Annotated in this window: 23 protein-coding genes; 16 read left to right on the forward strand and 7 right to left on the reverse strand. The window is 64.6% G+C overall.

Annotated elements, in window-relative coordinates:
- Positions 1-115 precede the first annotated feature (115 nt).
- The gene (locus FJ546_RS14040) at positions 116-1,000 is read left to right on the forward strand and encodes an AraC family transcriptional regulator (RefSeq protein WP_140889889.1); all 885 of its coding nucleotides are present in this window, start codon (positions 116-118) and stop codon (positions 998-1,000) included.
- A gap of 85 nt (positions 1,001-1,085) precedes the next feature.
- Here the strand turns inward: FJ546_RS14040 and FJ546_RS14045 are convergent, their stop codons facing one another.
- The 4 genes from FJ546_RS14045 to speB form a co-directional block, all read right to left on the reverse strand.
- A complete protein-coding gene (locus FJ546_RS14045; protein ID WP_140889890.1) occupies positions 1,086-1,733 on the reverse strand; it encodes an amino acid ABC transporter permease in 648 nt (215 codons plus the stop codon).
- Complete coding sequence (locus FJ546_RS14050; protein WP_140889891.1) at positions 1,730-2,386, reverse strand: amino acid ABC transporter permease; 657 nt, start codon at positions 2,384-2,386, stop codon at positions 1,730-1,732. Before FJ546_RS14050 ends, FJ546_RS14045 begins: the two co-directional genes overlap by 4 nt.
- A gap of 6 nt (positions 2,387-2,392) precedes the next feature.
- A complete protein-coding gene (locus FJ546_RS14055; RefSeq protein WP_140889892.1) occupies positions 2,393-3,199 on the reverse strand; it encodes a transporter substrate-binding domain-containing protein in 807 nt (268 codons plus the stop codon).
- 80 nt (positions 3,200-3,279) lie between these two features.
- Positions 3,280-4,341 (reverse strand): agmatinase, encoded by a 1,062-nt coding sequence (gene speB, locus FJ546_RS14060; RefSeq protein ID WP_140889893.1) that lies wholly within the window; start codon positions 4,339-4,341, stop codon positions 3,280-3,282.
- Positions 4,342-4,551: 210 nt separating this feature from the next.
- Here speB and gcvA point away from each other — a divergent pair, with 210 nt between their 5' ends.
- From gcvA to FJ546_RS14105, 8 genes are all read left to right on the forward strand, one after another.
- Positions 4,552-5,526, forward strand: a complete 975-nt coding sequence (gcvA, locus tag FJ546_RS14065) for a transcriptional regulator GcvA (protein ID WP_140889894.1) — start codon at positions 4,552-4,554, stop codon at positions 5,524-5,526.
- A gap of 134 nt (positions 5,527-5,660) precedes the next feature.
- Positions 5,661-6,965 (forward strand): nicotinate phosphoribosyltransferase, encoded by a 1,305-nt coding sequence (gene pncB / locus FJ546_RS14070; protein WP_140889895.1) that lies wholly within the window; start codon positions 5,661-5,663, stop codon positions 6,963-6,965.
- A gap of 171 nt (positions 6,966-7,136) precedes the next feature.
- Complete coding sequence (locus FJ546_RS14080; RefSeq protein ID WP_140889896.1) at positions 7,137-8,579, forward strand: hypothetical protein; 1,443 nt, start codon at positions 7,137-7,139, stop codon at positions 8,577-8,579.
- Between the two features lie 155 nt (positions 8,580-8,734).
- A complete protein-coding gene (locus FJ546_RS14085; RefSeq protein ID WP_140889897.1) occupies positions 8,735-10,039 on the forward strand; it encodes an ABC transporter substrate-binding protein in 1,305 nt (434 codons plus the stop codon).
- 49 nt (positions 10,040-10,088) lie between these two features.
- Positions 10,089-10,970 carry a branched-chain amino acid ABC transporter permease gene (locus FJ546_RS14090; RefSeq protein WP_095788473.1) on the forward strand — a complete coding sequence of 294 codons (882 nt, stop codon included), beginning with the start codon at positions 10,089-10,091 and terminating at the stop codon, positions 10,968-10,970.
- Entirely contained in the window at positions 10,967-11,929 is a 963-nt protein-coding gene (locus FJ546_RS14095) for a branched-chain amino acid ABC transporter permease (protein WP_140889898.1), read from the forward strand. The genes FJ546_RS14090 and FJ546_RS14095 overlap by 4 nt, the downstream gene beginning before the upstream one ends.
- Positions 11,926-12,651 (forward strand): ABC transporter ATP-binding protein, encoded by a 726-nt coding sequence (locus tag FJ546_RS14100; protein ID WP_140889899.1) that lies wholly within the window; start codon positions 11,926-11,928, stop codon positions 12,649-12,651. The genes FJ546_RS14095 and FJ546_RS14100 overlap by 4 nt, the downstream gene beginning before the upstream one ends.
- The gene (locus tag FJ546_RS14105) at positions 12,648-13,370 is read left to right on the forward strand and encodes an ABC transporter ATP-binding protein (protein ID WP_140889900.1); all 723 of its coding nucleotides are present in this window, start codon (positions 12,648-12,650) and stop codon (positions 13,368-13,370) included. Before FJ546_RS14100 ends, FJ546_RS14105 begins: the two co-directional genes overlap by 4 nt.
- On the opposite strand, the gene FJ546_RS14110 is transcribed toward FJ546_RS14105, so the two are convergent.
- Entirely contained in the window at positions 13,371-14,753 is a 1,383-nt protein-coding gene (locus tag FJ546_RS14110) for a sodium:proton antiporter (protein WP_140890111.1), read from the reverse strand.
- A gap of 76 nt (positions 14,754-14,829) precedes the next feature.
- Positions 14,830-15,444, reverse strand: a complete 615-nt coding sequence (pncA, locus tag FJ546_RS14115; RefSeq protein ID WP_140889901.1) for a bifunctional nicotinamidase/pyrazinamidase — start codon at positions 15,442-15,444, stop codon at positions 14,830-14,832.
- A 297-nt stretch (positions 15,445-15,741) separates the two neighbouring features.
- On the opposite strand from pncA, the gene FJ546_RS14120 reads away from it, so the two are divergent.
- The 7 genes from FJ546_RS14120 (at position 15,742) to FJ546_RS14150 (ending at position 23,826) form a co-directional block, all read left to right on the forward strand.
- Entirely contained in the window at positions 15,742-16,602 is an 861-nt protein-coding gene (locus FJ546_RS14120) for a xanthine dehydrogenase family protein subunit M (RefSeq protein WP_140889902.1), read from the forward strand.
- Complete coding sequence (locus FJ546_RS14125; RefSeq protein ID WP_140889903.1) at positions 16,599-19,409, forward strand: molybdopterin-dependent oxidoreductase; 2,811 nt, start codon at positions 16,599-16,601, stop codon at positions 19,407-19,409. The genes FJ546_RS14120 and FJ546_RS14125 overlap by 4 nt, the downstream gene beginning before the upstream one ends.
- On the forward strand, positions 19,406-20,944 hold the full coding sequence (locus tag FJ546_RS14130; RefSeq protein ID WP_140889904.1) for a 6-hydroxynicotinate reductase: 1,539 nt from the start codon (positions 19,406-19,408) through the stop codon (positions 20,942-20,944). Before FJ546_RS14125 ends, FJ546_RS14130 begins: the two co-directional genes overlap by 4 nt.
- Before the next feature lie 2 nt (positions 20,945-20,946).
- Positions 20,947-21,831, forward strand: coding sequence for a UPF0280 family protein (locus tag FJ546_RS14135; protein WP_140889905.1), 885 nt, complete (start codon positions 20,947-20,949; stop codon positions 21,829-21,831).
- Positions 21,824-22,408, forward strand: a complete 585-nt coding sequence (locus tag FJ546_RS14140; protein ID WP_140889906.1) for an amino acid synthesis family protein — start codon at positions 21,824-21,826, stop codon at positions 22,406-22,408. The genes FJ546_RS14135 and FJ546_RS14140 overlap by 8 nt, the downstream gene beginning before the upstream one ends.
- The gene (locus FJ546_RS14145; protein WP_010912774.1) at positions 22,405-22,866 is read left to right on the forward strand and encodes a MarR family transcriptional regulator; all 462 of its coding nucleotides are present in this window, start codon (positions 22,405-22,407) and stop codon (positions 22,864-22,866) included. Before FJ546_RS14140 ends, FJ546_RS14145 begins: the two co-directional genes overlap by 4 nt.
- 135 nt (positions 22,867-23,001) lie before the next feature.
- A complete protein-coding gene (locus tag FJ546_RS14150; protein WP_246686850.1) occupies positions 23,002-23,826 on the forward strand; it encodes a three-Cys-motif partner protein TcmP in 825 nt (274 codons plus the stop codon).
- Here the strand turns inward: FJ546_RS14150 and FJ546_RS14155 are convergent.
- Positions 23,823-24,575: a DUF5131 family protein gene (locus FJ546_RS14155; RefSeq protein WP_140889908.1), complete on the reverse strand. Its 753-nt coding sequence runs from the start codon at positions 24,573-24,575 to the stop codon at positions 23,823-23,825. The two genes, FJ546_RS14150 and FJ546_RS14155, sit on opposite strands and share 4 nt — an antisense overlap.
- Between the last annotated feature and the right edge of the window lie 14 nt (positions 24,576-24,589).

Consider the following 24,589-nt stretch of genomic DNA (forward strand, 5'->3'; position numbering starts at 1 on the left):
GCAAATCACGGCTGCGTGGTGAAGACAGGGAAAACCGACCAGGCCAAAGCGCAAGATCGGTCGAGCGCGACAAATCTGGTAGCGCCTATCTGGTGCTGCCACGGAGGAAGAGACGGTGAAGGCGTCCGTTGAAAACTACCATGCCCGGATGCAGCGGGTGCTGGACCACATAGACCAGCATCTGGACGGCGATCTGGGCCTGGAAGCATTGAGCGGCGTCGCGGCGTTCTCAAAATTCCATTTCCACCGGCAGTTCATGGCCACCTTCGGGCTGTCCGTGCACCGCTATGTCCAACTCGCCCGCATGAAGCGCGCTTCGCACAGGCTTGCGGCGAGCGACGCCCAAAGCGTCACCGATATAGCGATGGATGCCGGTTACGACGCACCGGATGCCTTCGCCCGCGCCTTTCGGCAACGGTTCGGACAGTCGCCTTCGTCGTTTCGGAAATCTCCCGACTGGGGGCCGTGGCTCATGGCCTTCGGGCCTTTCGACAAAGCAAGGAACACGCTCATGCAGATCATCTTTGACCACGACGACGTGACGATCCGCGATGTGCCGCCCACACCGGTGGCGATCATGGAACATCGCGGCGACCGGGCGACACTCCAGGACACCATCCAGCGGTTCATCGCCTGGCGCAAGGCCGTGGGCTTGTCGCCCGAGACAAGCCCGACCTTCAACGTCTTCCGTTCCGAAAGGGAGCCCGCCATCGCGGCTGACTACAGCATGGACATTTGTGTCGGGACCGATCAGCCGATCGATGAGAAAGACGGGCAGATGAAGGCCGGCGTGATCCCCGGCGGACGCTGCGCGGTGCTGCGCTACCCCGGCAACACCAACAATCTCGAACCCGCAGCACTCTACCTTTATCGTGAATGGCTTCCGGCCAGCGGCGAGGAAGTGCGCGACTTTCCGGTCTATTGCCAGCGCCGGCTGTCCCGCCTCGCGGAAGGCCCGCTGCACGAAGTGGTCGTCGAACTCTTCCTGCCTCTGAAATAACGCATGGGGATAGCGGCTTGTCCCTGCTTATCGCGGGAAGCGGACAAGCCCGTTGTCCACTCCATCTTGGTTATCCCGCCTGGATCTAGCGGACCGCCGCGCGCTTTTCGAGCGAACGGGCATATTGCGTCAGCGGGAAACACATGAGGAAGAAGATCAGCGCCACCAGCCCATAGACCTTGAACGGTTCGAAGGTGGCGTTGTTGATGGCGTTGGAGGTCCGCACCAGTTCCTCGAAGCCAATGATCGAGGTCAGCGCCGTCGACTTGATCAGCTGCACCAGGAAGCCGACCGTCGGCGCGCGGGTGATCGAGAATGCCTGCGGCAGGATGATCAGCCTGAGCTCCTGCAGATAGTGCAGGCCAAGGCTGGCGCCGGCGTCCCACTGGCCGCGCGGCAAGGCATCGACGCCGGAGCGCCAGATCTCGGCGAGATAGGCGCTGGCGAAGAAGGTCAGGCCGAGCACCGCCGCGGTCCAGGGCTCGATGCGCAGGCCGAGCATTGGCAGGCCGAAGAACATCAGGAAGAGCTGCATCAGCAGCGGCGTCCCCTGGAACAGGGCGATATAGCCCGAGGCAAGGCGCCGGCTCCATTTATGCTTGGAGATCCGGAAGAACAGCACCGCCATGCCGACCAGCGCGCCGCCGACGAAGGCCGCCAGCGACAACAGCACCGTCCAGCGTGTGGCGAGCAGAAGGTTGCGCACGATGTCCCAGAAAGTGAACTCGATCATGATACGCCCGCTCCGAGCGCGCGGCGGCCGCCGGTGACCAGAAGCCGGCGCAAGGCCATCGACATTGCGAGGTAGACCAGCGTCACGACGAAATAGGTCTCGAACGACCGGAAGGTGCGCGCCTGCAGCATGTCGGCTTCATAGGTCAGCTCGCGCACCGCGATCTGCGACACGACGGCCGATTCCAGCATCATGATGACGATCTGGCTGGTCAGCGCCGGATAAATGATCTTGAGCGCCTGCGGCAGCACGATCTTGATGAACACCTGGCGGGGCCGCAGCCCCAAAGCCAGGGCGGCTTCCGTCTGCCCGCCCGGCACGGCATCGAGCCCGGCCCCGACGATCTCGATCGTATAGGCCGCCATGTTGAGCGTCATCGCCAGCATGGCGGCCAGGATCGGGTCGAGCCTGATGCCGAGGCTGGGCAGGCCGAAGAAGATGAAGAACAGCTGCACCAGGAACGGCGTGTTGCGCATCACTTCGACATACCAGGCGATGGCGTGACGCAGCAGCGCGGGGCCGTTTCGCCGGCCTGCGGCGCCCAGGATGCTGAGCAGCGTGCCGGCCAGCGTGGTCACGGCGATCAGCAGGATCGTCGTGGCCGCGCCATGCGCGATATCGCTTAAAGCACCCGGGAGCCAGGCAAAGGCCACCGGGGCTCAATCCTTGAGGTTGTCGGGGTTGAGCGGCGTCTTCAGCCAGGCTTTCGAGCTTTCGTCCAGCTTGCCGTCGGCCAGCATCTTGGCGATGGCGTCGTTGACCGCCTTCTTCAACCCATCCTCGTTCTTGTTGAGGCCGATATGCGAAGGCGAGGTCAGCAGCTGGAACTTCTGCTCCGGCTTCAGCGCATCCTGCTTGGCCAGCACCTGGGCGCCGACATCGTTGCCGACGACCATCAGCTGGGTCTGCCCGGAGATGAAGGCCTGGATGACCGAATTGTAGTTGTCGAAGCGCTTGATGTCGGCCGAGGCGGGCGCGGCTTCGGTCAGCGAGGTGTCCTCGAGCGTGCCGCGATTGACGGCGATCGACTTGTCGGCAAGGTCTTCCTTGCCTTTGACCGACATCGCCGCCGGACCGATCACCGCGATGTAATAGGGCGCGTAGGCGGCGGCGAAGTCGATGACCTGCTCGCGCTCCTTCGAGTAGCCGACGCTCATCAGTATGTCGACGCGATGGTCGTTGAGATAGGGGATGCGGTTCTGGCCGGTGACGGCGACCGGGTTGAGCTTCACCTTGAGCGTGTCGGCGATGTATTGCGCGACGTCCATGTCGTAGCCCTTGAGGCTCATATCGGCGCTGGCCGAGGAGAAGGGCGGGAAGTCGGCGAAGACGCCGACATTGATGGTGCCGGCCTTGGTGATGTCAGCCAGCGCGTCGGCATTAGCGGCCTGGATGGCGATGCCGAGGCCGGCGCCGAGCACCAGGACGGCGGCAATGGATGATTTCAGCGTCGAGTGGATTGTCATTTTTATTCCCCTTCTGGAAGCTTTTGATTGTTTCAGGCGACTGCCGGCTCCAGCGCGGCGGTCGCCTTTCGTTTCAGGTGTCAGGCGCCCTTGCCCGTGATAGCCGGGCTGAACACCATCAGGCTCAATATCTCGAACAGCACCTGGGCGCCGGCATGCGCGGTGTTGGTGGTGGCGTCATATTGCGGCGCCACCTCGACGACGTCGCCGCCGACGATGTTGAGGCCCTTGAGACCGCGCAGCAGCTCGAGCACTTCGCGCGTCGTCAGCCCGCCGACTTCCGGCGTGCCGGTGCCGGGCGCGAAAGCCGGATCGACGCTGTCGATGTCGAAGGAGACATAGGTCGGCCCGTCGCCGACGATCTTGCGCGCCTTCTCGATGATGGCTGGGATGCCGAGGCCGGTCACCTCCTCGGCGTGCACCACGGTCATCCCGGACTCGTAGGTGAATTCCCACAGGTATTCGGCCGAGCCGCGAATGCCGATCTGGATGGTGCGCGTCGGGTCGAGCACACCGTCAAGCACCGCGTTGCGGAACGGCCCGCCATGGTGGAACTTGGTCATGTCGAACAGCCCGCTGGTGTCGCAATGGGCGTCGATATGGATGAGGCCGACCGGGGCCTTCTTGCCGACGGCCTTCAGGATCGGGTGGCTGATCGAATGGTCGCCGCCAACAGACAGGGGAAGCACGCCGGCATCGACGATCTGGTTGGTGCGGCGCTCGATATCCTCATGGCTGGTCTCCAGCCGGTAGCGGCTGCGGAACGGCGTGTCGCCGATGTCGGCGACGCGAAGCTCATGCGTCGGCGCGCACTCCAGCACATGGTTGTAAGGGCCGATGCGCTCGATGGCGCGCAGCGCCCGCGGCCCGAAGCGCGAGCCCGGCCGGTTGGTGACGCCCAAATCCATCGGCACGCCGATGATGGCCACCTGCAGGTCGCCGAAGTCCGGGTTCTCTGCAGCGATTTCGCGATAGGGCGCGGCGAGGAAAGTCGGGATGCCGGAATAGGGTGCAAGCCTGGTGCCTGACTTGGAAAAGATCTTGTCGGCGACCTTGCGGAATTTCGGGTCGAACATCTCGCCGCCATGGCTCTCGCCATATTTGCGGCGCAACGCGTCGAGCTTGCCGCGATCGTAACCCATATCCGCTCCTCCTGGGCTGATGCAGTGCGGCCGTCGGCGATCTCGAACGAACTGACCGTCATCCGGCCGGGTCGCTGTCCCGCTGGCTGCCTGCAGATTTCACGTCTTGATGTTATTTCGAGCCGAAGTGTCCGGCAGCCCGATTGAAAAAGCAATTGATATTGTTAGGGTGTTTTCTGTGAGAAAATCTCACAAAGAAGTCGAGCATCCATGGTCAAGCGCCTGCCACCCCTGAACCCGCTGCGCGCCTTCGAGGCAACGGCGCGCCATGGCTCGCTGACCAAGGCGGCGAGTGAGCTGAATGTCACGCATGGCGCCGTCAGCCACCAGATCAAGGCACTGGAGCAGTCGCTCGGCGTCAAGCTGTTCGAGCGCGTCGGCCAGCGCGTCAGGCTGACACCGCACGGCGCGGAGCTGTTGCCGGCTGTATCGACCGCCTTCGACGGCATCGCCGCCGCAACGCAGCGGCTGACGCGGCCGGCCAGCAGCGGCGCGCTGTCGGTGTCCTGCGTGCCGGCATTGCTGCTTTTGTGGATGACGCCGAGGCTCGGCAGCTTCACGGCGCAATATCCCGACATCCAGCTGACACTGATCCCCTCCAACGATCCCAGGGATATCCGTGCGCCGCACATCGATGTCTGCGTGCACTATGGCGATGGCAGCTGGGCCGATTGCTGGATGCGCAAATGGTCGGGGCTGGAGCTGTTTCCCGTGGTCAGCCCGACCTTGATCAACAACCGGCCGATCCGCAGCGTTAGGGACCTGGCCGACCATGTCTTCCTGCATGGCGATGATGGCCGCGAATGGCACACCTGGCTGGCGGCCGCCGATGCGCTGGACCTGGAGCGAGGCCGCCGCCATCATCTGGGCGATGCGCGCATGGCGGCCGAGGCGGCGGTGCACGGCCATGGCGTGGCGCTCGGCGATTCGGTGACGGCGAGCGCGCTGCTGGCAAGGGGCATGCTGGTCGCGCCGTTCAGCCTTTCGGTGCCGGCGGTCGACGATTTCTACGTCGTCTGCCGCAACGAAATGCGCACGACGCCGATCGTGCAGGTGTTCATCGACTGGCTGTTCGCCGAGAAGGCCGGAGATGACGGCCGTGCCGACGCGCCGGTCGCCGGCCGTATCATCAGCCGCCGCAAGCATCCACAACTCAAGGTCATCGGCGCAAAGGCGGCCGGCTGAGAGCGGCCGCTCTTGGCCATGCGCAGGCCGTTCTTTTTGTCGGGCCAGCCTGAAAGCGGGCAGCGCTCTGGCCAATTCGATGCTATGAGGCCTGTCGCGATTGTGGATGGCAGGCAGCGAAGGCGGCAGCAAGCATGGCAAAGACCGATATTGCGCGGCGTGTCTATAACCACACCTGGAAGCTCGACCCGATCGTGCGCAGCCTGCTCGATACGGATTTCTACAAGCTTTTGATGCTGCAGATGATCTGGGGCATGTACCCCAAGGTCGACACCACCTTCTCGCTGATCAACCGCACCACCTCGGTACGGCTGGCCGACGAGATCGATGAGGGCGAAATGCGCGAACAGCTCGACCACGCCCGCACCTTGCGCTTCAGCAAGAAGGAAATGATCTGGCTCGGCGGCAACAATTTCTATGGCCGCAAGCAGATCTTCGAACCGGAGTTCCTCGCCTGGCTGGAAGGCTTCAGGCTGCCGGACTACGAACTGTCCAAGCGTGACGGCCAGTATGAGCTCTCCTTCAGCGGCCCGTGGATGTACACCACGCTGTGGGAAATCCCGGCGCTCGCCATCATCAATGAGCTCCGCTCCCGCGCGGCGATGCGGGCTTTCGGCCCGTTCGCGCTCGATGTGCTCTATGCCCGCGCGAAGGCCAAGATGTGGGCCAAGACCGAGCGGCTGAAGGCGCTTCCCGGCATCCGCATTTCCGACTTCGGCACACGCCGGCGGCATTCCTTCCTGTGGCAGCGCTGGTGCGTCGAGGCGCTGAAGGAAGGCATCGGCGAGGCTTTCACCGGCACCTCCAACGTGCTTTTGGCCATGGACAACGACCTCGAAGCGCTCGGCACCAATGCGCATGAACTACCGATGGTGTTTGCCGCCCTGGCCAATTCGGAAAAGGAGCTGAAACAGACCCCCTACAAGGTGCTGCAGGACTGGCAGCGCTACTATGGCGGCAACCTCTTGATCGTGCTGCCCGACGCATTCGGCACGGCCTCCTTCCTGCGCGACGCGCCGGACTGGGTGGCCGACTGGACCGGCTTTCGTCCCGATAGCGCGCCGCCGATCGAGGGCGGCGAGAAAATCCTGTCCTGGTGGCGCGAGAAGGGCAAGGACCCGAAGCAGAAGCTGCTGATCTTCTCCGATGGGCTCGAGGTCGAAACCATCGAGGAGACCTATCGCCACTTCAAGGGCAAGGTGCGCATGTCCTTCGGCTGGGGCACCAATTTGACCAATGATTTCGAAGGCTGCGCGCCGACGGAAACCAACAGCCTCGACGCCATATCGCTGGTCTGCAAGGTGACGGAAGCCAATGGCAGGCCGGCGGTGAAACTGTCCGACAATCCCGCCAAGGCGACGGGGGACGAGAAGGAAATTCAGCGGTATCTCAGGATTTTCGGCGAGAAGGACCGGGTGGAGCAACTGGTCAAGGTGTGAGGCGTGGCGGGGCTCTTGGATAGGCGGAGTTCCTTGTCGCCCCCCTCTGTCCTGCCGGACATCTCCCCCTCAAGGGGGGAGATCATGCTGTCATCTTCGCCTTCGCCAATTTCCGGCGTTGCTAGAGAGGCGTCGGCAGAGAAACTACCAATCTCCCCCCTTGAGGGGGAGATGTCCGGCTGGACAGAGGGGGGCCTCGTAGAGCGCATTCCATCGGGATTCCTGCCTGTAAGCATCGCCGCCTCGTCGGCCCTCCTCCCCACCCCCGCCTTCGCCCACGCCTCCGATCGAGGCCACGTCCTGCTCCTCCCGACCGGCTACTACCTGATCGGCGGCGCATTCGCCGTGGCCATCAGCTTTCTCGTTCTGGCACTGCTGCCCGCGGCCTCCCTGGACCGTTTCTGGCGCAGGCGCCTGCCGCTGTTCACCCTCGGCGACAGCGCCCGTACCGCCATCAGCCTGATATCCTTTGCCGGCTTTGCAATTCTCGTCGCCGCCGGCCTTTTCGGCAGCCGCGACCCGCTCTCCAACCCGTTGCCCCTGGTGATCTGGACGCTGCTGTGGGCCGGCATCACGCTGCTGCAAGGCGTTTTCGGCGACCTCTGGTCATGGCTGAACCCTTGGGTTGGGCCGTGGCGCCTCGTCTCGCGTCTGCTCGGCACAAGCGATGGGGGACCATGGCGCCTCCCCGGCTGGCTCGGCTTCTGGCCTGCCGTCGTCCTGTTCTTCGCCTTTGCCTGGTTCGAACTCATCGATCCGGCGCCTGACGACCCGGCACGGCTTGCCTGCGCCGCCGGCCTCTACTGGCTGCTCACCTTTCTTGCCATGCTGGTGTTCGGCTATCGCGGCTGGAGCCGCAGTGGCGAGTTCCTGACCGTCTTCTTCTCGATGGTGACGCGTTTCGCGCCGGCCGAGCGCGACGAGAATGGCCGGCTTGCGCTGTGCTGGCCGGCCGCCAAGCTGCTGGCGGCAGAGCCATTGCCGCCCAGCGGCATCGCCTTCCTGCTGCTGACCCTGTCCTCTGTCTCCTTCGACGGCCTGTCGAAGACCTTCTTCTGGCTGGGCCTGTTCGGCGTCAATCCGCTCGAATTCCCCGGCCGCACTGCCGTGATCGGCAGCGGCAGCCTTGGGCTCGTTCTGACATTCGCGATGCTGACGGCGGTGTTCCTTCTCGCGGTCTGGCTCGGCCAGCGCCTGGCCGGTAGCGGTCCGCCGCTTGGCCAGGCCGCGGGACTGCTGGTGTGGTCGATCGTGCCGATCGCGCTCGCCTACCATGTCGCGCACTATCTGACGGCGCTGCTGGTCGACGGCCAGTATGCACTAGCCTCGCTGTCCGACCCGTTCGCGCTGGGCTGGAACCTGTTCGGCACCGCCGACCTCCAGGTCGAGGCCGGCATTGTCGCCGGCGCGGAATCGGCCTGGTGGCTGTGGAACATCCAGGCCGGCGCCATCATCCTTGGCCACGTGCTCGCCGTCCTCGTCGCGCACGGCTTCGCCTGGCGCCTGCATCCGCAGCCTGCCCGCGCCGCGCTCAGCCAGTTTCCGCTCACCCTGCTGATGATCGCCTACACGGTCTTCGGCCTCTGGCTGCTTGCCACGCCAACGGTTGGATGAGAAAAGGGCGGCCCGGATGTCGTTGGGGAAAGCTCGCTTGCCACATCAGGGCTTTGGTGATTTAGTTTGTACACATGCAATTTTCCGCATCCTCTGAGCGAGGATGCCGAACCCGCCCTATCGTTGGTCAAGACTGAAAAAACAGGGGAACGAACATGGCTGACAAGAACGGATTTTTCGACCTCTCCAAGACGGCCCTCACCCGCCGCACAGCGCTGAAGGGCCTTGCCGCGGGCGCCGGCCTCACCGTGGCGCCCGGTTTCGTCCGCTATTCCCAGGCGCAGAGCTCGGCGCCGATCAAGATCGGTTTCCAGTCTCACCGCACCGGCATCGGCGCCGCCTATGGCCGCTGGTACGAAAAGACCACCGCTGCCGCGGTCAAGGCGATCAACGCCGCCGGCGGCATCAATGGCCGCCAGGTCGAGGTGATCATCGAGGATGACGGCACCGATCCCGGCCGCGGCGCCGAAGTGGTCGGCAAGTTCGCCACCCAGCACAAGACCGACATCGTCTTCGGCACGCTGTTCTCGCATGTCGTCATCGGCTCGGCGCCTGCCGCCGGCGAGAACAAGATGCCCTATTTCGTCGTCAGCGAAGGCCACCATGTCGCCTCGACCAAGCTCAACCGCTATGTCTTCCAGCCCGGCATCACCGACGTGAAGAGCCAGATCCAGTCGATGGCGCCGTGGATCGCGGCCAATGCCGGCAAGAAGGTGACGCAAATCTTCCCGGATTTCGCCTTCGGCTACGACCATCGCGACTACCTGCCGCCGGCGCTGAAGGCGCAAGGCGGCGACGTCATCGCGCAGATCGCCATCCCGCCGACGGAATCCTCCTTCACCAAATATTTTCCGCAGATCCCGCCCGAGACCGAGGTGATCTACCACGTCATGGTCGGCCCGGCCGTGCTCACCTTCGTCAAGGAGCTCGGCGAGTTCTACGGCTCCAACCGGCCGCAGCTGTTCGGCTTCATCGATTCACTCGAAGCCACCGATATCAACAGCCCCGGGCTGGAATTCCTGGACGGCAGCCATTTCTGGGAAGGCTCGCCGCGCTACGCCCAGCCCGATGATAGCGCCGCACAAAAAGCCTATCGCGCCGCCGTCGGCATCGACGACAATGGCGCGGCCGTCGGCGACCCGAAGGATGTCTCCACCGCCGCGCATATGTTCGGCTGCTGGGAAACCCTCTATGTCGTCAAGAAGGCAATGGAAGACGCCGGCTACAAGGGCCCGGAAGACCGCGCCAAGCTGGTCGAGGCGACCGAGGCGCTGACCGCCTTCGCCGAAGGTCCGGAGCATCCGCAGGGGCCAAAGACCTTCAACGGCAAGATCCATCAGTGCTTCGGCATCCAGAACATCTCCAAGGTCGAAGGCGGCAAGCTGAAAGTGGTGCACAAGACCAAGATCGAGGACGGGCTTTACGAGGCCGAAGGGGATTACACGAAGCAGGCGCTTTAGCTTAGCAGCGTGAGCGCCAGGTGCCTCGCGCATCCCTCCGTCCATAGCCATGCACTTCGGACCGCATCTCCTCCTGGCCGCCCTCGAAGGGCTCGTCACCTCAGCCGTGCTGGCGCTGACGGCGCTCGGGCTTTCGCTGGTGTTTGGCGTCATGCGCGTCGTCAATGTCGCGCATGGCGAATTCTTCATGCTGGGCGCCGTGCTCGCCTGGGCGATCTCGACGGCGATATCGGGCCATCCGGCGCTCGGCTTCCTGGCGGCGCTGGTGATAGCGCCGCTGATCGTCGGCGCCATCGCGCTGGTCGCCGAACGGCTGGTGCTTCGCCGGCTCAACTACAATCCGGAAGCCACCATCGTCGCCACCATCGGCATGCTCTACATCATCCAGCAGCTGGCGCTGAGCTTCTATGGTCCGGAGGCGCGGCCCGTCGAGCCGCCCTTCAGCTACCGCATCCTTTTGCCGTGGTTCGGCTATTCCGGCTACAAACTGTCGATCATTGCCGCTTCCGCGCTTCTCTTGATCGCGACATGGCTGGTGCTGACGCGCACCAGGATCGGCCTGATCATGCGCGCCACGCAGTATGACAGCGAGACGGCGCAGGCCTTCGGCATTCCGGTCGACCGCGTCTATGGCGGCGTCTTCGCGCTCGGCGCCATGCTGGCGGCGATTGCCGCCGTGCTGATCGTGCCGATCAGCCAGGCGCATTACCTGATGGGGCAGGATCCGCTGCTCTTGTCCTTCATCGTCGTCATCATCGGCGGCCTCGGCTCGCTGCGCGGCACCGTCGTCGCCGCCGTGCTGATCGGCCTGTCCGACGGCATCATCTCGATGTTCTTCTCGCCGACCTTGGCCAAGATCATCGCCACGCTGCTGGTCGCCATGGTGCTGGTGTTCCGGCCGCAAGGCCTGTTCGGGACGGCATCGCGATGAGCGAAGCTTCGCCGGCAAAGGCCTATGCGCTGCATCTCGGCGTCATCGCCCTGCTCTTCGTGCTGAGCTTCGTGCTGCCGGACTACTATCACGGCCTGCTCGCCCGCATCATGGTGCTGGCGGTGTTCGCCATGGGCTACAACATGCTGTTCGGCTATGTCGGCCTGCTCAGCCTCGGCCATGCCATGTTCTTCGGCGCGGGGCTTTACGGCGCCGGCCTTGCCATCATCCAGCTCGGCTGGAGCGTGCCACTGGCCTTGCTCGGCGGGATTGCCTGCGGCGCGGTGCTGGCACTGGTGATCGGCCTGCTGGCACTGCGCACCACGGGTGTCGCCTTCATGATCGTCACCATGATGTTCGCCCAGGTGTTTTATCTCCTGATCCTCTACTTCGCGGCATGGACCGGCGGCGATCAGGGCCAGGTCGTGCCGCAGCCGGCGCGCGCCCTCAATTTCGGCACGACCGCGCTCGACCTCACCAACCCGACCGTGCGCTACATGAGTGCACTTGTACTGTTCTCGCTCGTGCTTCTGGTCACGCTGGCCATCGTCCGCTCCCGATATGGCCGCGTGCTGGTCGCCATCCGTGAGAATGAGGAGCGCACGAAGATGCTGGGCTACGACACCTTCTCCAACAAGCTTGTCGCCGTGGTCGTCTCCGGCACGATCTGCGCGGCGTCGGGCGCCGCCTACGCGGTGCTGTTCGGCTATGTCGGCTCGAGCTTCGCGTCGGTGCAGTATTCGATCCTGCCGCTGCTGTGGGTGCTGCTCGGCGGCGCCGCCACGACGCTCGGGCCGCTCATCGGCACGGTCTTCATGTACTATGTCATCGACGTCACCAGCGGCTATACCTCGGCCTATCTGCTCATCGTCGGCATCGCGCTCATCCTTTTGGTGCTGTTCTTCCCCAAAGGCATTCTCGGCAGCATCCGCCAGCGCTGGCTCGGGTGGCTGCCATGACGCCGCTTTTGGCCACCAAGGGCCTGTCGCGCCATTTCGGCGGTCTGCGCGCGGTCGACAGCGTCGACTTCACCTTGATACCCGGAGAAATCCGCGCCGTCATCGGCCCCAACGGGGCGGGGAAGACCACTTTCGTCAGCATGGTCAGCGGCCGCATCCAACCGTCTTCGGGAGCGATCGTCTTCGATGGCGCCGACATCACCAGCCTGCCGGCCTATGTCAGGGTGCGCCAAGGCATCGCCTACACGTTCCAGATTACCAGCATCTATGCCAACCTGTCCGTTTACGCCAACGTCGCGCTGCCCGCGCAACTGACGCTGCGGCACGGGCCTTCCAAGAACGCGATACAGGCCGCTGTCATGACGGCGCTGGAACGCACCGGGCTGGCCGACCGCGCCCATATGCCGGCCGGGCAATTGTCCTATGGCCACCAGCGCCTGCTGGAGGTGGCGATGGGCCTGGCGCTGAAGCCGCGCCTGCTGATCCTCGACGAGCCGACGCAGGGGCTGGCCGACAGCGAGATCGACAATTTCATCGTGCTGGTGCGCGACATCGCCAGGAGCGCCACCGTGCTTCTGATCGAACACAATATGCCCGTCGTCATGCAGCTCGCCGACCGCATCACCGTCTTCAACGCCGGCAAGATCCTGGCGGAAGGCACGCCGGAGGCGATCCGCGAAAACGCGGCTGTGCAGGAAGCCTATCTGGGGACCGCCCCATGATTGAGACGAGCAAGACGGAGGCGTTGCGGATCGCGGGACTGGACTGCTTCTATGGGGAGGTCCAGGTGCTCTACGGCCTCGACCTCGTGCTGAACAAGGGCGAGGTGCTGTGCTTGTTCGGCCGCAACGGCGCCGGCAAGACGACGACGCTGAAGGCGATCATGGGCCTGCTTCCTTCAAGCGCCGGCTCGATCAAACTCGCCGGCCGGGAATTGACCGGCCTGCCGGCGCACGAAGTGCCGAAGGCCGGCGTCGCCTATGTGCCGCAGGGCAGGCGGCTGTTCGCCGAGATGACGGTGGCGGAAAACATCGAGATCGGGCTGATGGCGCGCGGCAAGGGCAAGGCGACACGAGAGAGCGTGCTCGACCTGTTCCCGCTGCTGCGCCAGCGGCTGCGGCAGCGCTCGGGCACCTTGTCGGGCGGCGAGCAGCAGATGCTGGCGATGGCGCGTGCGCTCTGCCTCGAGCCGCAGGTGCTCTTGCTCGACGAGCCGACGGAAGGGCTGATGCCGTCGATGATCGCCAAGATCCGCGAGACGGTATCGAAGCTGCGCGAGATGCACGTCTCGACCATCCTGGTGGAACAGCGGGTCGATGCGGTGCTGTCGGTCGCCGACCGCGTCTCGTTCATCGAGAACGGCCGTAACCGCGAGACGGTGGATGTCGAGGAATTGCGCGCCGACCCTTCGGCGGTCAGGCGCTATGTCGGCGTCGGCTGATCACCCAAAAAACAGAAAGCCGGCGATCAAAAAGATCGGAATCAGCACCAGCCCGGACCACAGCATGTAGCCGAAGAAGCCGGGCATGCCGACGCCGCACTGCCTGGCGATCGCATAGACCATGAAGTTGGGCGCATTGCCGATATAGGTGTTGGCCCCCATGAACACCGCTCCCGCCGAGATTGCGGCAAGCGTCGAGGCGAATTCGGTCATCAGGTGGTGTGGATCGCCGCCGGCCAGCTCGAAGAACACCAGATAGGTCGGCGCATTGTCGAGGAAGGACGACAAGCCCCCGGTCAGCCAGAAATAAGCGAGATCGTTGGGCGTGCCTTGCGCCGAGGTGACGAGCGCGACCAGCGGCGCCAGCGCGCCCTCGTGACCGGCCCTCAGGATGGCGATGACCGGCACGATGCAGATGAAGATGCCGGCAAACAATTTTGCCACCTCGGCGATCGGGCCCCAGTTGAAGCCGTTCGCCTCGCGGTATTCCTTGCGCGAAACCGCCAGTGACACGAAGGCAAGCGCGAGGATGACGGCGTCGCGCACCAGGTTCTGCAGTTCCAGCGTCACGCCTTGAATGGAGAAGGTGACATCAGGCTTCCATGTGGCCGACAGCAGGATGGCGCCGATGACCCCGGCCAGCAGCGGAATGTTGGGCAGGCCGCGAATGCGAACCTGCGAATCCGGCGTCGGATCCTTGATCTTCGGCGCGCCGGCCTCGCGCCGGTGCAGGATGATGTCGATCGCCAGGAACACCGCCAGCACCAAGCCGCCGACGAACAGCGTCTCGCGCCAGAGGTTCGCGGTCGTCCAGAAGAAATCGACCCCGCGCAGGAAGCCGACGAACAGCGGGGGATCACCGAGCGGCGTCAGCGAGCCGCCAATGTTGGAGACCAGGAAGATGAAGAAGACGATGACATGGGCGTTGAACGGCCTGGCGTCGTTGGCGCGGATGATCGGCCGGATCAGGATCATCGAGGCGCCCGTCGTGCCTATGACCGAGGCGAGCAGCGCGCCAACCAGCAGCAGCCCGGCATTGACCAGCGGCGTGCCGTGGATGTTGCCGGCGACCAGGATGCCGCCCGAAATGGTGAACAGCGCGAACAGCAGGATGATGAAGGACATGTATTCGGTGAGCAGCGCGTGCAGCACCGCCTCGGTCGCCGACGGCAGACCGAAGGCGAGCGCCAGCGGCACGACGACCAGCGCCGCCCACAAGGCCGCGATCTTGCCGTAATGATGCTCCCAGACATGGTGGAACAGCAGCGGACCGGTGGCGATCGACAGCAGCAGGCCGGCAAAGGGCAGTGCCCACCACAGCGACATCGAGGCGCCGGGCAGCGCGTGTTCCTCCGCCGCGACGGCGGCGTCCGGCAACAGCATGGCGATGGCAAGGGCCGCGCCCGCCGTCACGCCCGCACCGATCCGCGAAAACTTCCCCTGCCGCCCCACCTTCCGTTCAGTCCGACAAATTGTCTTCGAGCGTCACGCCGGCATCGCGCATGCGCCGCAGCATGGCATCGAGCGAGCCATTGAGATCGATGCCGCGGCAGGCGTCGAGCCGGACGGTGGTCTTGAAACCCTGGCTGACGGCGTCCAGCGCCGAAAAGCCGACGCAGAAATCGGTCGCCAGCCCGACCAGGGTGACGGTGTCGATGCCGCGCTCCCGGAGGTAGCCACCGAGGCCGGTCGGCGTCGTGTGGTCGTTCTCGAAGAAGGCCGAATAGCTGTCTATTGCCGGGCGAAACCCCTTGCGGATGACGAGTTCGGCCTTGGTCCAGGCAAGGCCGGAATGGAAATCCGATCCAAGGCTGCCTTGGATGCAATGATCCGGCCACAGCGTCTGCTGGCCGTAGGGCATTTCGATCATGGTGAAGGGCTGCGCGCCCGGATGGCTGGAGGCGAAGCTCGAATGCCCGGCGGGATGCCAGTCCTGCGTCAGCACGACATGGTCGGCGTGCCGGATCATGTCATTGACCAGCGGCACGATCTCGTCGCCGCCGATCACGGCCAATGCGCCGCCCGGGCAAAAGTCGTTCTGCAGGTCGATCACAACAAGCGCTTGGTCGGCCATTGGGCCTCCTTCTTCTCTGCGTTGGGCTCAGGCTCCAGTAGAAAGATGCCGCTGGCGCGACCGGAGGCAGAAACTTGACCAGATGGCCGGCCGCGTCAACCTCCGAAGGCGTAACAATCTCGTTGCATGCACCCTGGCAAGCACGGCGGCCCAAACTCTGGCTTTGACAATTTCCACCGGCTTGATATCATTTGCATACGAATGAATTTCCGGTTTGCGGACCGGCAAGATCATGCCTGGGGTAAACGCCCTGGGAGGGCCATTTCGGGGAAGGCCCACTCTCTGGGAAGGCAAAGCGTGATCCGTTACGCGAAACCCACCACGGTCGACGAAGCACTCGCTTTGCTTGGCGAGAGCGCCTGGCGCATTCTTGCCGGCGGCACGGATTTCTATCCGGCACAGGGCGCAAAGCCGTTCCGCGACAATGTCCTCGACATCAACGGCCTCGCTGCGTTGCGCGGCATTGCCGAGACGGATGACCACTTTGTCATCGGCGCGCGCACGACCTGGACCGACCTCATCCGCCGCCCCTTGCCGCCGGCTTTCGATGCGCTGAAACAGGCCGCGCGCGAAGTCGGTTCGCCGCAGATCCAGAACGTCGGCTCGGTCGCCGGCAATCTCTGCAACGCCTCGCCGGCCGCCGATGGCGTGCCGGGCCTGCTCGCGCTCGATGCCGAGGTCGAACTGCGTTCGGCGGCCGCGACGCGGCATCTGCCCTTGCCGGATTTCATTCTCGGCAATCGCCGCACGGCCCTGCAGCCTGGCGAAATGGTGACCGCCATCCGCGTGCCGAAGCCAGCCGCCGCCGGTGCATCGGCTTTCGTCAAGCTCGGCGCGCGGCGCTATCTCGTCATTTCCATCGCCATGGTGGCGGCGCGCCTTGTCGTGGAGAACGGCACGGTCGTTGAAGCGGCGATTGCCGTGGGATCATGTTCGGCTGTCGCCAAACGGCTGGCCGGCGTCGAGGCCGCGATATGCGGGCTACCGGCAGATGGCGGGCTCGCCGGCGCCATCCGGTCCGCGCCGATAACCGAACTGTCGCCGATCGCCGATGTGCGCGGCAGCGCCGAGTACCGGCTCGACGCGGTGCGCGAGATTGTTGCCCGGGCCGTGCTGGCGGCCGCCGGACCGATGAACGATCATATGGTGGCGGCATGAGCCAGGTTCTGCCCGAAGTGGATGAAGCTCGGACGGAATTGGGCGTAGTCCAGGCCGGTCTCGGCCGCGCCGACATCGCCTTCGCGGTCAATGGCGCCGCCGTCTCGGTCAACGTGCCGCCGCTGCGCCGGCTGTCCCAGGTGCTGCGCGACGAGTTGCGGCTCACCGGCACCAAGGTCGGCTGCGATGCCGGCGATTGCGGCGCCTGCACGGTGCTGGTCGACGGCGATCCCGTCTGCGCCTGCCTGATGCCGGCGGCCTCGGTGGCAGGCGCATCGGTGACGACGGTCGAAGGGCTGGCCAACGGCCGATTGTCGGCGCTGCAAGCCTCTTTCCTCGCCCATGGCGCGGCACAATGCGGCATCTGCACGCCGGCGCTGCTGGTGGCGGCGACAGCACTGCTGGACACGACGCCGAGACCAACCGAAATCGAGGTGCAGGATGCGCTGGGCGGGATTCTGTGCCGCTGCACCGGCTACCGGAAGATCATCGCGGCGGTGATGGAGGCCTCCTCGCAAGTGGCAAGCCTCGATTTCCGTCTGCCCCAGTCCGGCCATGCGATCGGCGCGTCGCCCGTCAGGCTGGACGGTGTGCCAAAGGTGACGGGAGCCGAGAAATTCGGTGGCGATTCCTTCCCGGCCGATGCGCTTGCCGTGCTGGTGGTCCGCTCGCCGCATTATCACGCCGGCTTCGCCTTCGGCGATCTCGACGGCTGGGCAAGGAAGCACCCCGGCATCATTGGCGTCTTCACGGCGGCCGACATTCCCGGCAAAAACTGTTTCGGCGTCATCGGTCCGTTTGCCGACCAGCCGGCGCTCGCCGAAGGGTTTGCGCGGCTGCGCGGCGAGGCGGTGGCGCTGGTCGCCGGCGAGCGCGAGGCAATTTTCGATCTGGACCTGTCGGATCTTCCGATCCGCTGGACCGAACTGCCGCATGTCCTGCAGCCCAGCGAAGCACAGGCTGAGGGTGCCGCGCTGATCCATCGGAACCGCCCTTCGAACCTGCTGACCTCCGGTTTCGTCGAGCGCGGCGACCCCGAGGCGGCGCTTGCCGGCGCCGCCGTTACGGTTTCCGGTGCGATCGACACCTCCTATGTCGAGCACGCCTATATCGAGCCCGAGGCCGGCCATGCCTATATGGACGCCGACACGCTGGTCGTCGTCGCCTGCACCCAGGCGCCCTACATGGACCGCGACGACACGGCGAAGGTGCTCGGCCTGCCCGTCGACAAGGTGCGCATCGTGCCGACCGCGACCGGCGGCGGCTTCGGCTCGAAACTCGACGTTTCGCTGCAGCCGCTGATCGGCCTCGTGGCGTTGAAGACCGGCCGTCCGGCCGCCTTGGCATACACGCGCAACGAATCGATGATGTCGACGACCAAGCGCCACCCCGCAGAGATGAAGGCGACCATCGGCGCCGATGCCGACGGCCATGTCACCGGCATGATCTTTTCAGGCGATTTCAACACCGGCGCCTATGCCAGCTGGGGGCCAACCGTCGCCAACCGCGTGCCAGTGCATGCTTCCGGTCCCTACGCGACGCCGAACTACCGCGCCGAGGGCCGCGCCATCCACACCCACGGCCCGATCTCCGGCGCCTTCCGCGGCTTCGGCGTGCCGCAGGCGACGATCATGCAGGAGACGCTTTACGATGAGCTGGCCGGCAAGCTCGGCATCGACCGCCTCGATTTCCGCCTGAGAAACTGCCTTCGGAACGGATCCGAAACGATTACCGGCCAGACGTTGGAATCCGGCGTCGGCATTGCCGAATGCCTCGAGGCCTTGCGGCCGCATTGGGCGCGGGCGGAAGCCGACGCGGATGCTTTCAACAATGCCAACGGCGATAAAAAGCGCGGCGTCGGCGTGGCGTCCTGCTGGTACGGCTGCGGCAACACCTCGCTGCCCAATCCGTCGACCATCCGGGTCGGCATCGCGGCTGACGGCACTGTCATCCTGCACCAGGGCGCCGTCGACATCGGCCAGGGTTCCAACACCGTCATCACGCAGATCTGTGCCGACGCGCTTGGCCTGCCGCTGGAAAGATTCCGGCTGAAGAGCGCCGATACGGCAATCAGCCCCGACGCCGGCAAGACCTCGGCCTCGCGCCAGACCTTCGTGACCGGCAAAGCCGCCGAGAAGGCCGGCCGCGCTTTGCGCGAGAAGATCCTGCGCTTTGCCAATGTCTCCGAAAAGGCAACCCTGCAACTGGACGGCGCGGCGATCGTCATCCGTGAGGGCGAGGCCGCGCGCCGCATCGATCTCGCCTCGCTCGACATGGATGCCGAGGGCTTCGTCTTCCGCGCCGAGGAGACCTACGACCCGCCGACACTGCCGCTCGATGCCAAGGGCCAGGGCAAGCCCTACGCCGTCTATGGCTATGGCGCGCAGATCGCCGAACTCGAGGTCGATCTCAAGCTCGGCACGGTCAGGCTGATCAAGATCACCGCCGCGCATGATGTCGGCAAGGCGATCAACCCGCTGCTGGTCGAGGGCCAGATCGAGGGCGGCATCGCGCAAGGCATCGGCATGGCGCTGATGGAAGAGTACATTCCCGGCCGCACCGAGAATCTGCATGACTATCTCATCCCGACCATCGGCGACGTGCCGCCGATCGAAACCATCCTGGTCGAGGTTCCCGATCCCGAAGGGCCGTTCGGCGCCAAGGGCCTGGGCGAGCATGTGCTGATCCCGACCGCGCCCGCGATCCTCAACGCCATCCGCCATGCCACCGGCGTGCTGGTCACCAAGGTTCCGGCGACGCCGACGCGCATCCGCGCCGCCATCCGCGAAAAGGAGGCACGCGCATGAGTGAGCTTGCCGAGCGTTTTGAGACCCATGATCCCGGCGAGAAGCTGGTGGCGGAGAAGATACGCTGCGATGCCTGCCCGGTCATGTGCTACATAGCCGATGGCCGCACCGGCGCCTGCGACCGCTACGGCAATGCCGGCGGCCGGATCGTGCGCATGGACCCGCTGACCATTCTCGACCACGCGGCCGAAGCCGGCGCGGCTATCGTGCCCTTCGTCGCCGACGGCGAGGCATGGGACGGCGAACTGGTCAACACCGGCCGCCGCTTCGTCACGGCAATCGGCGCGGGCACCACCTATCCCGACTACAAGCCGGCGCCGTTCATCGTCAGCCAGCAGGTCGAAGGCGTCGATCTCGTCACCGTCGTCACCGAAGGCATTTTTTCGTATTGCGGCGTCAAGGTGAAGATCGACACCGACCGTCATATCGGACCCGAAACGGCAATCGTGCGCTCGCAAGGCGAGGCGATCGGCCATGTCACGACGGGCGAATATGGCTCGCAGATGCTGTCGCTGGGCGGCGTGCATCATCTGACCGGCGGCTCCAAGGCGGAAGGCCGGGCAACCTGCGACGCGCTGCTCAACCTGTGCAGCCGCAAGCCGGTGGAACTGACCATCGATGGCGGCGCCACCATCATCGTGGAAGCCGGCAAACCGCCTGTCATCGACGGCAAGCAGGAACACCGCATGCGCGTCGGCTGCGGCTCGGCCACCATCGGCATGTTCGCCACGCAATGGCGCGGGCTGGTCGACGAGGTGGTGGTGGTCGACGACCACATCACCGGCGTCGTCTCCGAGCATCAGGCCGGCAAGGTGTTGGGCTGGCAGGACACGGGCATCAAAATCATCGGACGCCGTTCGACGCCAGGCCGCTATTTCAAGGTCTCCGAACCCGGCCTCGGCTGGGGCGGCACCTCGATTTCCGACCCGCTGTCGATCCTCGGTGACTGGAACGCCAAGAAGGGCGCGCGGCCGGGCCTGTCGCTGTTGATGGTTTCGACCACCGGCGAGCAGTTCGCCTATTACGAACTCGACGACGAATTGAAGCCGGTCGAGATGCCGTTTCCGGAGCGGTTGCAGAAGTCGGTCAATCTGATCGAGGACAATTGCGAGCCGGCGCTGTGCACCGTGCTGTTCATCGGCGGCGCCGGCGGCTCGCTGCGCGCCGGCGTCACCGAAAACCCGGTCAATCTCACCCGCTCGGTGCAAGGCCTGAAGACCTACGTGACGGTCGGCGGCGCGCCGGTCTATGTCTGGCCGGGCGGCGGCATCACCCTGATGGTCGATGTCACCAGGGTGCCGGAAGGCGCCTTCGGCTATGTGCCGACGCCGGCGCTGGTGGCGCCGATCGAGTTCACCTTGCGCCGCGACGATTATATCAGGCTCGGCGGCTACGAAGCCGAAATCCGCAGCGTCGGGGATGTCGTCGCCAAGGGCGGCGAGTACCTCAACCCGCGCCACGGCACCGGTGCGCCGTCCGACAATCCATGGCCGCCGCTGGCGCAGTTACGGCGCGCCGCATCGAACGGAGCCTGACGATGGACGGCCCGCAGGCACATTGGCTGCAGGACGGCAAGCGGCTGCATCTCAACCATGGGCCGATCGATCTGATCGTCGAGGCCTTTGGCGAAGCGCAGGAATGCCGCCTGGCCTATGAGCAAGCCGTCGCGCGCTTCCAGACGATCCTGATCGAGCTGGTCAGGGAGCTTCCCGAATTGCGGCTCCCGGCATTTTTCCTGGCGCCGCGCGCCTTTGAGGGCCCGACGGCGCGCCGCATGGAAGCGGCTGTCATGCCGCTCGCGGAATGTTTCATAACGCCAATGGCCGCCGTCGCAGGATCGGTAGCCGACGAAATGCTCGCCGCATTGCTCGCCGGCCGCAGGCTCGAGCGCGCCTATGTCAACAATGGCGGCGACAGCGCCCTCCACATCGGCGCGGGCCGGTCGATCGGTCTGGCGGTCGCCGGCACCGGCTACGGCATGGCCGACCGGATCATGATCCGCGCGGAGGATGGCGTTCGCGGCGTCGCCACCAGCGGCTGGCGCGGCCGTTCCTTCTCGCTTGGCGTTGCCGACGCCGTCACCGTGCTGGCGCGGACCGGCGCCGAGGCCGATGCGGCGGCGACGCTCATTGCCAATGCGGTGGACCTGCCCGGCAATCCCGCCATCAAGCGCATTCCCGCATGTGAACTGTCGCCCGACAGCGACCTTGGCGCGCGGCTGGTGACGCAGGGCGTCGGCACGCTTGCGCCTGGCGAGGTGGCGCGGGCGCTGGACAATGGCCTTGCCGTCGCCGAAGATTTTCGCCGGCGCGGCCTGGTTGCCGGATCGGCGCTTTTTCTTGGCGGCGAGGCCCGCATCAGTGGTTCGGTGGCGCTTGCCGCGCCCAACAAAAATCCGAGGGAGGACGTTGCCCATGCCTGAGTTTCCGATCCGCAAGATCGCGGTGCTGAGCGAAGAGATCTTTCATGAGGGCGGTCCGGTCGCGGACGTGCCGCGCCGGCGTGCGGCGGCCATGGCCGTGGTCAAGAACCCATTCGCCGGGCGCTATGTCGAGGATCTGCAGAGCGCCATGGACGATCTGAAGCCTCTCGGCCTGCTGCTTTCCGACAGGCTGATCGCCGCATTGGGCGGCGACGTCAAACAGATCGACGGCTACGGCAAGGGCGCCATTGTCGGCACGGCGGGCGAGCTGGAGCACGGCGCGCTCTGGCACGTGCCGGGCGGCTACGCCATGCGCGAGCGGCTTGGCGACGCCAAGGCGATCGTGCCGTCGGCCAAGAAGGTCGGCGCCTTCGGCTCGAAGCTCGACGTGCCGCTCGGCCACATCAACGCCGCCTATGTGCGCAGCCATTTCGACGCCATGGAAATCGGCATCAGCGACGGGCCGCGTCCCGACGAAATCCTGTTCTGCCTCGCCATGACCTGCGGCCCGCGCATCCACAACCGCATGGGCGGCCTCGCGGCCGACGGCATCAAGGCCTGGGACGGGCTGCGGTGAGCGGCGAGGACAATCTGCTCAAGCTGGTCGAGGTCGAAGAGCCCGAGGAGCAGGATTACCTCCTGCAGGAGCAGGTCGGCTTCATCCTGCGCAAGGCGCACCAGCGCCATGTCTCGATCTTCGCCGCGCATATCGGCGACCTGACGCCGCCGCAATTCGCGGCACTGGCCAAGCTGCGCGACGTCGGCGAGACCTCGCAGAACCAGCTCGGCACGCTGATCGCCATGGATGCGGCGACGGTGAAGGGCGTGATCGACCGGTTGAAGGCGCGCGGCCTGGTCGAACTCTCCAAGCATGAGGTCGACAAAAGGCGGCTGCTGGTCAATCTGACCGCGGAAGGCCGCGACGCGATCGAACGCCTGATCCCGCTGGCGCGCGAGATCACCAGGGAGACGCTGGCGCCGCTCTCGGCCAAGGAGATCGCCACCTTCATGAAGCTGCTGGCCAAGCTGGCGTAGGTTCCAAGATAGCCTGGCGTTGCAAGCTGGATTCCCTGCCGCATGGGAGAGAGGTGGCTTTCCCCAGCAAGGTGAGGTTGCTCATCGCTTGTCGATCGACACTAAAGGTGATTGGATCGAACAAAACCGGGGGCAATGGTGGGGCAGCTTATCGCAGGCGACGACGGATCGCCAGTAGAGGAAGTAGGCGCCTGGGCCAAAACCAAGCACGAATATCTATGTCGCTATGTCGATATCAGCCGTGGTGTCCGGTCGAGATGGCTCGACCCGGGAAAGGCTGGCGCGACGCTGATTGATCCGTTTTGTGGGCCGGGCAGATGTAAGATTCGCGGCGTTAAGGAATTCATCGATGGCGGCGCTGTTGCCGCCTGGAAAAAGAGCGTCGACAGCAACACACCATTCTCTGCGGTATATATCGGCGACATTGAAGCCGAACGGGTTGAGGCCTGCGAAAAGCGGTTACGCGCATTAAACGCTCCAGTCGTGGCTTTCACAGGCGATGCTGTTGCCACCATCAAGACGTTTGTCAGCGTTCTGAACCCTCATGGTTTGAATTTCGCATACCTGGATCCTTACAACCTGCAGACACTCAACTTCGAGATGATCCGGACGTTGTCAGGCCTACGGCATATCGACATGCTCGTACATGTAAGCCAGATGGACCTGCAGCGGAATCTCGACAACTACTCGTCTGGCGACTCGGCGGTATTCGATGCCTTCATTCCTGGCTGGCGTGATTCCATCAAAGCTGGAAGCGTCACGGCAACACGCCAGGCAATTTTGCGATATTGGTCCGAACTTGTTGGGCGACTTGGCGTGTGGCCCTCTTTGGAACCCAAACTAATCACCGGACCCGGCAACCAGCCGCTATATTGGCTCCTGCTAGCCGCCAAGCATGAACTCGCTCTGGCATTCTGGAAGGTCGCCGCCAACAAGCAGAAGCAAGGCAGCCTTTTCTAGACTGTAGCTGCCGGCATTTCATCATAGATGCGACCGTTGAGCACCCGGCCAGCGGCTTTCTTGTTGTTGCCTCCCCACTGTTTGAAGAAGAATGCAGTGCCCGCGCGTCTGCACATCGTTTCAATCTCGTCGACCCAGTGAGGATCCATATACCGTGCCCCGGGTCCGCTTTCACCGCCTACGATCGCCCAATGAATATCGGCGAGATTGGCACCGGCTACAGACCCAATCAACGGCTCTAGAGAAACGAATCGAATTGCTGCTGGCACTCGGCGAAGATCATCAAGTCGACCCAGCACTCGATGATCTTCGACGCTGGTCCCGAGCCAGACATTCGGCAGAACGGGAAAATCGCCGCGTGTCAGGACCTTCGCCATGACTTCCGGGCGCTTCGTTAGAATCTGGTAAGTATGTCGCGGCGTCTCTTGCATCACAGTCCACACCTGCCGAATAAAATCGGCCGGCACATCGACATGGAAGAGATCAGACATCGAGTTTACGAAGACGCGGCGTGGTTTCGACCAAGTTGCAGGAATCGACAGCGACCTCGGATCGGTGATGACTTTGCCGGTCCACTTTGCTCGACCGCCCGTCTTGCGCGTCAGCCCCTGGTATTTGTTCATACCCATGGCTTCCAGCCGCGCCGCCATGCGCATCGCGTAGCAGTTCGTGCAGCCAGCGGTCACGATCGTGCAGCCGGCCACCGGGTTCCAAGTTGCGTCGGTCCATTCGATTGAAGTCTCGGCCATAGGAAGACTCTCCT

It is taken from the genome of Mesorhizobium sp. B2-4-19, assembly GCF_006441315.1.
Taxonomy (GTDB): Bacteria; Pseudomonadota; Alphaproteobacteria; order Rhizobiales; family Rhizobiaceae; genus Mesorhizobium.